We start from the raw sequence: 11,746 nt of genomic DNA, 5'->3' as shown, positions 1-11,746 counted from the left end.
ACGCTCGGCTTGGTATATGCTGAGACGAATCCAGGGCATGAAGCCTACAGCAACGATTGTTTCGACCGACTTCTTTTTCACAGCGAGCCCCATGAACATCCAGAGTCGTGCATTGCGTGGCTGGACCTTGCTGATTTGCGCCGGTATCTCGATGCTCTGCATGTCGTGCGTCAAACGCCAATCGCTTGTCGAGAAATATCAACACATCAACAAGAGCATGATCGGCGATCCTTATCATGCCATGCTGGAGTTTTTCCACGAAAGAAACTCCGGCTACAGCTTCGCGTTGGCCACCATCAGGCCGTCGAAATTCGATATTTACTCAAAGACCCAATTGAGCTTCACAACACAGGAAGTCTATTTCGATGGCCGCGCGCATGCGATTCCCGATTTGAAGGGGCAGTTGATTGTGCTGCAGGATGATGAAGAGAAGAAGGTGATCCAGTTATCGGATGACTTTGACTTTGATACTGCTGAGAAACAGATCAGTGCGATTCTTGATGAATTAAATCAGGCGGAGTAGCACGGAGCCACTCTTTGAATAGCCAGTTCGCTGTCCGGTCATCAAATCGTAGAAAGTGCCCAAGATGACGCCATCGACGTTTGAACTGAATTATGAATTGACCTCCGAAGACGTAACTGCCTGGAAGAATTTCTGGCACGCGAACTTCGTTGCCCGACTGATGCAGCACTCCCGGGTTTTCAACCTGTTCGTTCTCATTCTCGGTGCGATCATCGGGCTCGCCGTCGTAGGTGTCTTCCGTCTTATCGTTTGGGCCGCTGGCCTCACATGGGACCCGATGCTGTACTGGCTCTATTTCTACGGCGCGATTGGCGGCGTCGTGGTGACGTTCGTCGTTTTTAGAAGCAAACGTAGCGAGTTCGGTAAGAAGCTGATTAAGAGACTCTCGAGGGACGGCCTCAGCGAGAAGGACAAGGATTTCCTCGGACACCGAACACTGACGGCCTCCATGGATGGCTTCACGATCGAGAGTCCACAGGGTTCCACCACCAGAAAATGGAACGTTGTGAATTGCGTCCACGTAACGGAAACGCACGTGTTCATCCAGGCCGACGTCGCCGTCGTCGTCCCCCGGCACGCATTCTCGACCGATACCGACCGCGATCAGTTCATCGAAGCCGTCATGAACTGGAGCCAGCAGGTACCAAGCGAAGACAACACCACGGAATGATTACCACTCCGGATCGTACGAGGCTACAGCTCACCTTCGTCAAGAAGCAACGGATCTCCGTTTCTACAAGCACGTTTGCCAGGTAACTCGAGTGCGCTATCGAGGGGACAGCCTGCGAGATCACCTAACGCAGTCCCAAGAACCTGCGACTTCGACAACAGGAAACAGGGGTCATGGTACTTCTTTGTGCCATGACGCGGCACCCACCGGCAGGCGATCATACTCAATAGCCGTGAGTTCCCTAACGATTATTTAGTAACGAGCTGCCATATTTTTTGCGGAAAATGACACATAAATCTGGCCGATCAGCCCGTTGAGCATCAGCACCAAGTGCTTTCGAGTTCGCTATCGGCCCAAGTTCTGTAGCGAGCGAGGCTAACGACGAATCCCCCACTGAGTAGTATTTGACGTACTCATGAGTTTTTTTACGCACCACATTGCCACTCGTGCATAGTTACGGGCATTTTCTTTTCCCTTGCAGCATGATTTCGCGTGAAAACGTCCGTTGACTGTCTCCAAGGCCATTGTTAGCCTAAAAGTCAGTGATTTTGAGTTTTCTTTTCTTTTCCGTTCTACTCTTTCGTTGGAAACACTATGCGCGCGAAGTTTATGAACCGAGGTTTTACCCTTGTCGAGTTGCTGGTGGTCATCGCGATTATCGGCGTTCTGATTGCCTTGTTACTGCCAGCCGTCCAGCAAGCCCGAGAGGCCGCTCGCCGGATGCAGTGCAGCAACAACATGAAGCAGATTGGCCTGGCACTGCACAACTACCACGATACCTATGGCGCCATGCCAGCCGGTTGGCTTTATCGCGGTGGAAATGGCAAGTGCAATTACGGCTGGGCCGTGGCCATTCTCCCCTTCATCGAACAGCAGAACTTTTACGATCAACTCGACCCAGGCAACACACCGCTGTACAACCGCTACAACAGCAGTGCCACAGCCGCGGATAAGGCCTTGCTGCAACAGCGAATCGAGGCCTACATCTGTCCTTCGGACGCTGCCCCCGAACTTGCCCAAAGTCAGAAGTTCAGCGGCACCGATCATTTTGACGTTGCCGTGGCTAACTACGTCGGCTGTGCTGGCTGGAGCAACACGCCCAACTATCCTGTTAAGAACCTCGATGCCGGCGGTCTGCTGTGGGGCAACAGCTTCCTCAACTTCTCGGACATTACCGACGGGACCAGCAACACGCTGCTCGTCGCCGAGCGTGAGTACCCCAAGGGACGGGCCGCAACCTGGCTCGGGGCTGGTAAGAACGACAGCTTTGGCAATGAGTCGACACTTCGTACGGTCTTCCGCGCGGCGTTTACGATGAACTTCGACTATGCCGCCGCCGGTCAGCCACAGAATGCCGGCAAAGGCTGGTCAAGCCTGCACCCTGGTGGCGTGATGTCGCTCACCGCGGATGCTTCGGTCCACTTTGTTCCCGAAACGACCGACAAGAACAACGTCTTGAAGCCGCTTAGCCTCCGCAACGATGGTACCCCCTTCGAAGCGCCCTTCTAAGCCAGTCTGAATCGTTGTTTCTATTCTTTTTGCAATCCAAGCGACAACACGAACCCTGCGTGTTGTCGCTCTGGTAGCTCCTATCTCAAGGACCTGATCATGCGTCTGCAGTTTCACACTGCTTCCACACTAGCCCTGCTTACGATTTTGACGTGTCTTGTTGGTTGCTCCGGCGGCTCGATGGCTCCGGTCCAAGGCGTCGTCACGCTGGATGGCAAGCCCATCTCCGGTCTCGAAGTCAACTTTGAGCCGACCGGCGATACGACCGATCGAACGACCGCCACCGGCTACACCCAGCCAGACGGGAGTTACTCCCTGGTGTATCCAGGCTACAAGACCGGGGCTCCCCTGGGCGACTATATCGTTCGCATCGCTGGGGGTGAATCGCTCGACGATGGAACCGTTGTGCGCGTTCCCTCCCAGTACAACAAGCAGTCAGAGCTAAAAGCAACCGTCACTTCCGGCGAGAACAAGTTCGACTTCGATCTGACAACCAAGTAATCGAAGTCGACGCTTGATGTTATATAGGCTGGACCAAAACCCAGCCTATTTCTTTGCGCTGGGCGATTTAGCGACCGCCGCGTCCCGCTTGGCCACCCTGGCCTCCGCGACCGCCTGCGGGCCCGCCAGGACCACGGCCGACAGCAGGCATCGCGTTTTGATCCTGCTGCATCATGGCGCCCATCTGTTGCCGCTGCGCATTCGCGGCGGCCGCTTGCTGTTGCATCATCATCTGCCGCAGGCCTTCCAAGGCCAACTGCAACTCTGCTTGATCCAAGGCATTGCTGCCGTCGGCGTCGTACTGAGTGAGCAACGCCTGGGCGAGCTGTTCGATGGTCGGCATGTTCTGCTGCCCCACCATGTTGCCACCCATCCCGTTACCACGCTGGGCATTGCCGTTCGCCACGCCTGCTGCCTGTTGAACGCCATTGTTCGCGTCGGCGGCACCACGCTGTTGTCCCCCCTGCTTCTTAGGCCCGCGAGCAACCGCCAATGAGACGCAAAGAGCCAGGCAAACGATCGCCAGACAAGACACCATGCTTCGTTGATTCACCATGAAGAGCACCATTTTGTACGCAAGAAAGTAAGGGGGAAATCGACTGGCCTGCTGCCAGCCTACCGACTTGCTGCAGGCGATACCCAATTTTGGCAAAAGAATTACGGCAAAACCCGTAGGAATCTTATTGGCGCGTCTCAAAGACGGTAAGCACGACCGTCGTGACGAACGCAATCGCAATGGGCGCGAGAACGATCCCCAATCTTGTGACCAAGCCGTTACCATCATCTCTCCGAACTACAACGGAGAGTTCACGCCGAAACAACCAGAGTCCGCAATCGAAGCATCCCAGTAGGAACAGGGCCAAGCTGCCCCATCGCCCGCCATCTCCCGGAGCCGCGAACAGGATAAGAAAATGCAGCATGATGACGACCACGACCAATTCGCCCAGCTTCTTCAAAAGCACTGGCGCGAAGAACAACGCGGTCACGAAGATCAGTAGCAGAATCAGCATGCATTTCAGTCTACGTACTTCGTCCAATTTCGTCAGCTAATGCGGCAAACGAATCTCAACCCCATAGCTGGGCGCCACTGCCAATAGCTTGCGAATCTCTTCTTCCGTTGGTGGCTGCGGCTGCTCGTCGGGGCTGGTCAGTACCTTGCCCACGTCCAGGAACATCTTTTCCAGGCCGGCCGGGGCGACCGTTAGCAGCATCCGGGCAGGCTGGTCGCTTTCGTTCTTGAAACTATGCAGGGCGCCGATGGGGATGTTCACAAACGTGTTGGGGCCGGCGACGATCGTTTCGTCTTCCAAACGAAACGTGATCTCTCCTTCGAGTACGAAGAACGACTCTTCTTCCCGGCTATGAACGTGCGGCGGTGGACCACCGCCAGGCGGAACGGTCGCGTCCATCGTCGCGTACGCCCCGCCCGTTTCGTCGCCGGTGGCCAGGTAGCGGTAAAGATCGCCCACGACGGCAACACGAGTACCTTCGGTGGCAGGACGAATTGTAGCGGGGTGCATCATGCAATTGGTTCCTTCGGGTATCTATCGAAGCATTGTCAAAGGTAGTCCAGTCTATCAACTAGCTTCGCGTTAAGTCTCATCCTCCGAAACCACCACCAGGCGGTCTTCCGCATTTAAGGTCCACTTCGTGTTCTTTTCAGGGATCAGCTTCACGCCGAAGTTCTGGTTCATGTTGTTTTCTAACGCCTGAACTTTCACGCCAATGCATACTTCCTGGCGCTGCTGGGCGATATCCATCATGTCGGCGAAGGTGACTTCCACCGGGAACGAATCGAAGTAGAGTCGGGCTGGCTTCAGGTAGATCTCGGAACCATCCTCGGAGAACAGGTCGTCATACACAGCCTTGATGCTGGCCTCTTCGCTGATCTGGGCCAGGATCGTGCTGACGAAGCGGTTCGAGATGATGAAGTCGTGCACCCCTGCCCTGGCGACCAGCTCCTGATTGTCGGAGTCCATCACCTCGGTAATGATCTTGGTCTTGCTCGTGTCGATGCCATCCCCAGCTTCCGAGAAGATCTTCCGCAGCAGAATCAAGATGACGATCGTCTCGGAGTCGGAGGTTTCCGAGTCGGCTTCAACATCACCGGAACTCAGGATGATGATGTTGTCGTAGTGAAACGGCTGCAGCGCCGTCAGCGAAGGAATATCCGTCGGGTTCGACTCGATCAGGCGAACGGTCATATGTTCGAGTTCGGCATCCAGTTGCACGACCTTTTCTTGAATTGCATCGTTCGGCTCGCGAAGCATGATATCGATCTGCGAGCCAGGCTGAACGTAGTCGGCATATTCGCGAACGATCAGCGGCAGCTTCTCGTTCCAGCCGATCAGCAGTTCGCGTTCAACCGTCTGCTCGCTCTTCTTGCCGTCGGCCAGCTTCAGCCCGTTGGGCTTGGCGACCGCGTCTTTGACAAACTCGATCGTCGAATCGTCTTCAGCCAGAATCAGAATGTCGTCCTCTTCGCCGAGCACCATGCTGGCTTCAGGATTGATCACCACCGTGCCGTCGACATGCCGCAGGCCAATCGGTACGCCATCGGGGAAGTGATACATTACCTGGCCAAACGTGATACCGTTCCACGGGGCCTGGTGGAAGTAAAGCTCGCAACCGTCGAACGACAGCATCTCGGCATACACAACGCTCAGCCCCAGCGAACGGCTCGTCTGCACTAGCAGCTTGGCCAAAATCTCTTGCCCGTCGATTGCCGTAACCTCGGACGAGATGTCTTCGGCAATGTTGCGGCTCCGCTCGAAGAACAGCTCGGCCACGATGTTCAGTTCTTCGTGTTCGTTCTCATCGCGCGAGGCCATCACGCCGAGAATCGTTTTGATCGTGCGAATATCGCTGGCCGCTTTCTCCGCGTCGGTGGCCGCTTCCGGGCACGAGGCCAGCACCACGACACTTTTACTGGTCGACAGCGAAACCATCTCGAGGTTGAGCTTCGCCGAAGGTTTACCGCTACGGGTGACGATGCGGGTCGTGCGGCGATCAGTGACGTTCACACTGAGGAAGTCGTCCATCTCTTCCTTAGGGACATCGGCCAGAATCACCACGCAGGCATCACTTTCGCTTTCGTTGGCGATCACCAGTTCACGGAGGATCTCCGGCACGCGATGATTCCAACCCAGGATCAGCGTGTGGTCGTCTTCGATGACGCGGGAAAAGCCTTTGCGGAGTTCGGCCAGTTTCTGATCGAGCGCCGTAGTGATGAATGCGATCAGCATCGACAGAATGATCACGCCGGCCAGGCCAGCCAAGACACCTGATATCTTGATCAGGGGCGACGAGAACTTGTCCTGGTTCATATTCCCCGGGTCGGTCAACTCCAGGAAGATGATGTAAACCTGGCCGAGAAACGAATCGTGTGTTTCGTGCGAAACGCCAGACGGTTCGATCAACATGCTCAGGCCCCGCAGCCCGGCGAGTAAGGCAAACAGCACCAGGAAGACGACCACCAGGCTCACGAAGATTGAACCGCCTCCTTTAGAGATGAAGGTATCGAATTGGTATCGAAGCCGCTGACGCAAAGTGACTGGTTTCACGTTGACTCCTGAGTTGGTGAAGGTAGAGACAAGGGCTGGAAAAGAGGCGAGGAGGACCGGACCGACGGAGGGTTGGAAGCAACACTTCGCAGGGCTGGAAATCTTATAACGTACCCATCGTTCGAAAACCAACAGTTTTCAGCTGGGATTTAGAAGATTCCCCATAGTCGTTGGTGGAACCTGAATAAGTTTTTTGTCAGGATTGTTCCGTTTTCTCGTAACAGTTAACGTGTCGGATCCTCCTCGTTTCCCTCCTGCTCTTCCTACTTAGGTGATCTGCTATGACTGCCCGATCGATCTCGGCGCTCGCCCTGTTATTGGCCATTGGCATGACCTCTTTCGCGGTGGCCCAGCGTCCGCGTCGCGAGGTGAAATGGGTGAACCCCGACATCCCGAAGATGCCAGGCCTGGTGCACAAAGTGCTCGAAAGCAAGTCGCTCGGACACGAGGTCGGTTACGTCGTTTGGACACCGCCCGAAATGGATACCAGCGGCGAGACGCGTTACCCGGTGGTTTACTTCCTGCATGGTGCCGGCGGGAGCGAAAGGTCCGACGCCGCAGGCTTCGCCTCGCAAGTCGCCGGAGCGATCCGCGGTGGCAAGTTCCCCGCGGCGATCTGCGTGTTTCCTAACGGCGGCATGAGTGGCTATCGAGGGGACGCCGAGAAGATGATCGTCGACGAACTGATTCCCCAGATCGACCAAGACTATCCGACCCAAGCCAAGCCATCGGGGCGCGTCGTCTGCGGGTTCTCGATGGGAGGCGCCGGCTCGGTGCACCTATCGCTCAACCACCCGGACCTCTTCTGTGCCGCTGGCAGCTGGGGTGGTGCGTTGGCCTTCCGAGGCAGCGGCGAAGACAGCCCACTGTTGGCTGTCGCTAAGCAAAACGCCGACAAGCTGAAAGCGAACCAATACTCCCTGCTGACCATCAACGGCGATCAAGACCGTCCCGATGCGTTCAAGCCGCTGAAAGCCATATTCGATGAACTCGACATTGAGCATCGCGTGGTCATCCTGGAAGACACCAGCCACAACCTGGGTAAGTATCATGAGAAGACCAGTGGATTGATGCTGGCATTCCTGAAAAACCAGCTTGGCCTTGCTGGCACTTAGATTCGCGGTCGAGGAAGTCAGTGGCACGCGTCAGTGAACGGGAGCGACTGTCGTCATCCTTTCATTTCCGATAGCTGGCACGCGGGAATTTCATACGAGGTGTCACCCGCAACAACCAGCATCGAGAAGTTGCTCACGTAGCCATGCTGTTTGTCGTGCTTGCTGGCAAAGTCCTTTAGCATAGCCAGGGCGTTTTGTCCTGCCCAGTTAACGGCGCCATAGCGATCGCCCGTGGGCGTTTCCAAGGTCCAGGTTGTCCTGGAAACCACGACTCTTCCCGCGTCCGAGTTCACTTTTCCCCATGCCTGATCAAACTTCGTGAAGGCCTCGAACAGATCGAGTGGGCTTTCGTCGGCTGACAGTTCGATGAAATACGCACAGGCTCGCTGCGGCCAAAGGCCAGGGATCTCGCAGTGACGATCTCCGAAGCGTTTCTTCGCCCGGGGAGGTCTTCCTTGGCGTTGTTCCTTGTCACTCTTCTTCAGCAATGCCAACACGTCTTTCGGCGAATCAAGAACCTTCACGTTCATCTGCTGCTGCCAGAGTCCGGGGATCGTTTGCGTGGAAGACTCTTGGAAAATGCCAACCGTGTCAGGCAGCACCAGGCTCAGGTCGCCTGCCTGGCCAAGCTGGTGCATAGTGGTCGCGAGGGTGAGATCAACCTCCTCGCAGGTGAACACCATGCGATTGGCCCATGCGTCCAGCGAGTGCGTGGCAAAGGTGCAGGCCAACGGCGGCCAATCTTCTCCTGGTTTTAACTTGGCGACTTTGCCGCCTTGGACGTCGAGCGAGGTATCGGCATCGACTAGTTGCTGGGCAACTTCGGTGATGCGATCGAGCCGGTCTTCGTCGTCGAAGCTCACCGGTGGACCAGCCGCGAAGCGTTGCAGGCGAAATATCGACGGCAGCCCGTCGACCTCAACGAAGTCAAGCTGAACGGGATTCCAGCGGGTCATGGTTCTTTTGGGCATCGTTCGCTCGAATCCTGATTTGCATTCCCGCTTGCCGTGATGTTACCGACGCTATCATTTCGCGGTGACGTTCGAAAGCTGGAGCGTGAACCGGCTTACTTTTTGTCAGCACAATAGTATCACCCAACCGCCAAAATCCCCCATTTTTTCTTGACTCGCCCTATTTGCAATGTTGATAATACCAGGAATCGCCGAATTTCTGATCTGCCAACTAATCCCTCCTGTGAAAGGTTCTTTCCGATGAAAGCTCGTTTTCTCGTAGCCGGACTCGCTCTTCTTGCTGTGGCGACGGTGTCCCTCGTCGCGGCCGAAATTGACCTCGAAGGGGTCAAGTGCATTATGAACCCAAAGGCCGCTGCCAAGGCCGATAAGTCGCTTGACTACAAAGGCGGCAAAGTCTTCTTCTGCTGCAACAACTGCCCGAAAGGCTTCGCGAAGAAGCTGGATGCCAAAGACGAAACCGTCATGGCCAAGGCCAACCAGCAATTGGTCGCCACCAAGCAAGCCAAGCAGGCACATTGCCCATTCACGGGCGGCCCGATGAAGACCGAACTGACGGTCAACGGCGCTACCGTGAAATTCTGCTGCAACAACTGCAAAGGCAAAGCCGAAGGCCTCGAAGGCGAAGAACAGCTGACCGCCTTGTTCGGTGAAAAAGCATGGGAAAAGGCCGGCTTCGAAGTCGCCGAAGCGAAGTAACATCGCTTCTCGCTTACTGACATCTGCCAAGGTCAGGTTTCCTTCGCTGGAAGCCTGACCTTTTTTCATGGCGGTGAAGATTACCCAAACGGAATCAGACGGCGAAACTTCCAGGCCGTGCTCACCACGAAGATGACGACGAACGTCGCGATGCGTGCGACCAGGCGTCCCCACCAGGGAAGTTCTTTTGTCCCTTTCACGACGTTGCCGTGTTCGTCTTCTTCGTACTCGATCAGGATGTCGCAATGAGGGCAGTGATCCCCCACCCCGATACTCGCGGAAAGGTCCCCATCGCAGTTCGTGCAGAAATAATGGATGTTCTGATTGGTGCTCGGTGGTTGGTATAAGTCGGCACCGGTGAGCTCTTGGCTTGCCACCTCTTTCGCCTGCTCTTGCTGCGTTAGTGCTTCGCTGGAAGTGGCCTCGGCATGGGCTTGCTTCACCTTTTCTGGCATCTGCTCGCGAAGGTACTTCTGATCGCCCTCAGAGAAGACCTTCAGCGGAATCGAAACTTCTGCCCCATCGACCAGCAGCACGACCATTTGATCGGCCGTCACATCCACCAGTGCGCCGGGAACCTGATTCCCTCGCACGTCGCCCCAGTTCCTCACTTCGTCCGCTCGGACGACCGTGCTCAGACCTACCCATACCAAACTACATACGACCAGCGAACGGATAGCACCCATTGGCAGGCTCCGATTTGATGAGAGTCGGAAAAGAATGACCCGCTCACCCAGGCAACAGGTGAAACTCGTAGGTCATTACTAGCCTATGCCACAAATGGTGGGGGTGCCTGAAACTTGCCGGAAATCGGCAACGCAAGTCCGCGTTGTAAAGTCGGCGCGAAGTTCCCGATTCTTTGTTGACATCAAACTGCTGGGCGTTGCCGCGATTCAAAGCATGGCAACTGCCACCCGCCGCGGCTGCTATCGATACCGTCCGGAGAAAGAACTTTGGAGTTCCAAAGTCGTGTCGACCATTAGGGAACTTGTCCTGCTTTTTTCACGTCGAATCGATGCTTCATCAGCAGCAGGGCATTGAGCGTCATCCCGAACGCAAATTCGTTAGGCCCCGGAAGTTTCCGCCTTGTAGGGTCAGGACGATAGGACTGCAAGTTGTGCCAAACTTTTCGTGCCGCCAACTGAGCATTCATGTACGATGCGACACGCACTTGGCACATAGGGTCCTCAGTTACAAAACTCCATCCAACTCCACCAAGTGCTCCGTGCGAGCCAGCGAAAGGGACTGCCGGCAGGTGGTCACCGTTTCCTCTCCATGTCAGGCCCGTGTTTCCAAACGTCGGCCGCATTGGATTTGATGAATTGGTCAGGCTAACTCCCTTGATCTCTGCATCCGAGAATGACCCCTCGTATTTGATGACAAGGGTTGCCTGCAAGTCCCGTCGTACGTGACGGCTGAACTGAACATTTGCCGGAATTACCTCGCCTCCCGAAATTGTGTGTCGCGCGACCGCGTCGAATAGGAATAGCGAATCCACCGGAATGTTGCCGTTTTTCTCCAAATGCTCCGCAGCCAAAATCGCAGCAGAGGCCCCTCGGCTATAACCAGCGAGCATCAGTCGCGTTGAGGGGTTTGAACGGTGGACACCAAGCAGGTACTCATAGGCACTTTGAGCCAGCCCCTCGACTTCGAACCCGGCCGGCCCTGGGCCTCTCCAGTATTTTCCAAGATTGATTGGCTCCAATGCATCGCCAAGTTGCCGACAGAACGAGTACTTCATGCTTGGAATGTATTTCGCATCTTCTCCCGGGCCAGTACCGTCGATGATGGCCATAGCATATTTGGGTTGCTCTGCCGCCGGTATCGGAGTGTTTGTTGCTGGCTGTGAACCAGGACTTCCAGGGATGTTGATCTTGTCGCCCGGATGAATGAGATTTGGATTTGGACGAAGAGTACGGAACGCGGCGTTCGAGGGATGGTTGTAAAGAACCTGCCAAGATGCGATCCCATGTTTTGCAGCGATGGCCGATAAGGAATCACCGGGCTTAACAATATAGACTGCCATGAGAATCTCATACTCCACGATGATGGTGGCTTAAACAACTTCAGCGATTGCGATCGTTCACAATCAGATCTACCAAAGCGGGCAAACATTCCATTTGCCAAATCAGCCACACAGCCTGCACATCACCCCTCAAATATCGCTTATTGACTGGGGGAGCGTCAATTCCCAA

The 11,746-nt window shown here is 55.4% G+C and carries 13 protein-coding genes; 6 read left to right on the top strand and 7 right to left on the bottom strand.

Going from position 1 to position 11,746, the window contains the following annotated elements:
* The first annotated feature begins 37 nt into the window (after nt 1-37).
* The 4 genes from PSR63_RS23190 to PSR63_RS23175 all read left to right on the top strand — a co-directional run bounded on the left by PSR63_RS23190 (nt 38) and on the right by PSR63_RS23175 (nt 3,203).
* Nucleotides 38-523: a hypothetical protein gene (locus PSR63_RS23190; RefSeq protein WP_274328057.1), complete on the top strand. Its 486-nt coding sequence runs from the start codon at nt 38-40 to the stop codon at nt 521-523.
* 64 nt (nt 524-587) lie between these two features.
* On the top strand, nt 588-1,193 hold the full coding sequence (locus PSR63_RS23185; protein ID WP_274328056.1) for a YcxB family protein: 606 nt from the start codon (nt 588-590) through the stop codon (nt 1,191-1,193).
* A gap of 594 nt (nt 1,194-1,787) precedes the next feature.
* Nucleotides 1,788-2,702: a DUF1559 domain-containing protein gene (locus PSR63_RS23180; RefSeq protein ID WP_274328055.1), complete on the top strand. Its 915-nt coding sequence runs from the start codon at nt 1,788-1,790 to the stop codon at nt 2,700-2,702.
* 99 nt (nt 2,703-2,801) lie between these two features.
* Nucleotides 2,802-3,203 carry a carboxypeptidase regulatory-like domain-containing protein gene (locus tag PSR63_RS23175; RefSeq protein WP_274328054.1) on the top strand — a complete coding sequence of 134 codons (402 nt, stop codon included), beginning with the start codon at nt 2,802-2,804 and terminating at the stop codon, nt 3,201-3,203.
* A gap of 67 nt (nt 3,204-3,270) precedes the next feature.
* On the opposite strand, the gene PSR63_RS23170 is transcribed toward PSR63_RS23175, so the two are convergent.
* The 4 genes from PSR63_RS23170 to PSR63_RS23155 all read right to left on the bottom strand — a co-directional run bounded on the left by PSR63_RS23170 (nt 3,271) and on the right by PSR63_RS23155 (nt 6,766).
* Nucleotides 3,271-3,759: a hypothetical protein gene (locus PSR63_RS23170; protein ID WP_274328053.1), complete on the bottom strand. Its 489-nt coding sequence runs from the start codon at nt 3,757-3,759 to the stop codon at nt 3,271-3,273.
* A gap of 124 nt (nt 3,760-3,883) precedes the next feature.
* Nucleotides 3,884-4,213 carry a hypothetical protein gene (locus PSR63_RS23165; RefSeq protein WP_274328052.1) on the bottom strand — a complete coding sequence of 110 codons (330 nt, stop codon included), beginning with the start codon at nt 4,211-4,213 and terminating at the stop codon, nt 3,884-3,886.
* Between the two features lie 36 nt (nt 4,214-4,249).
* Complete coding sequence (locus PSR63_RS23160) at nt 4,250-4,726, bottom strand: cupin domain-containing protein (RefSeq protein ID WP_274328051.1); 477 nt, start codon at nt 4,724-4,726, stop codon at nt 4,250-4,252.
* 69 nt (nt 4,727-4,795) lie between these two features.
* Entirely contained in the window at nt 4,796-6,766 is a 1,971-nt protein-coding gene (locus tag PSR63_RS23155) for a CASTOR/POLLUX-related putative ion channel (RefSeq protein ID WP_274328050.1), read from the bottom strand.
* 281 nt (nt 6,767-7,047) lie between these two features.
* Here PSR63_RS23155 and PSR63_RS23150 point away from each other — a divergent pair, with 281 nt between their 5' ends.
* Nucleotides 7,048-7,881 (top strand): alpha/beta hydrolase, encoded by an 834-nt coding sequence (locus tag PSR63_RS23150; RefSeq protein WP_274328049.1) that lies wholly within the window; start codon nt 7,048-7,050, stop codon nt 7,879-7,881.
* Between the two features lie 53 nt (nt 7,882-7,934).
* On the opposite strand, the gene PSR63_RS23145 is transcribed toward PSR63_RS23150, so the two are convergent.
* The gene (locus tag PSR63_RS23145) at nt 7,935-8,852 is read right to left on the bottom strand and encodes a hypothetical protein (protein WP_274328048.1); all 918 of its coding nucleotides are present in this window, start codon (nt 8,850-8,852) and stop codon (nt 7,935-7,937) included.
* 240 nt (nt 8,853-9,092) lie between these two features.
* Between PSR63_RS23145 and PSR63_RS23140 the strand changes: the two genes are divergently transcribed.
* A complete protein-coding gene (locus tag PSR63_RS23140) occupies nt 9,093-9,551 on the top strand; it encodes a hypothetical protein (RefSeq protein ID WP_274328047.1) in 459 nt (152 codons plus the stop codon).
* 80 nt (nt 9,552-9,631) lie between these two features.
* On the opposite strand, the gene PSR63_RS23135 is transcribed toward PSR63_RS23140, so the two are convergent.
* Together PSR63_RS23135 and PSR63_RS23130 are read right to left on the bottom strand one after the other, a co-directional pair.
* Nucleotides 9,632-10,237 (bottom strand): hypothetical protein, encoded by a 606-nt coding sequence (locus PSR63_RS23135; RefSeq protein WP_274328046.1) that lies wholly within the window; start codon nt 10,235-10,237, stop codon nt 9,632-9,634.
* 293 nt (nt 10,238-10,530) lie between these two features.
* On the bottom strand, nt 10,531-11,577 hold the full coding sequence (locus PSR63_RS23130) for a LysM peptidoglycan-binding domain-containing protein (protein ID WP_274328045.1): 1,047 nt from the start codon (nt 11,575-11,577) through the stop codon (nt 10,531-10,533).
* Nucleotides 11,578-11,746: the final 169 nt, after the last annotated feature.

The organism is Bremerella sp. P1, assembly GCF_028748185.1.
Classification (GTDB): domain Bacteria; phylum Planctomycetota; class Planctomycetia; order Pirellulales; family Pirellulaceae; genus Bremerella.
The sequence above is the reverse complement of the archived record's forward strand: the minus strand, read 5'-3'. Positions and strand labels throughout refer to the sequence as shown.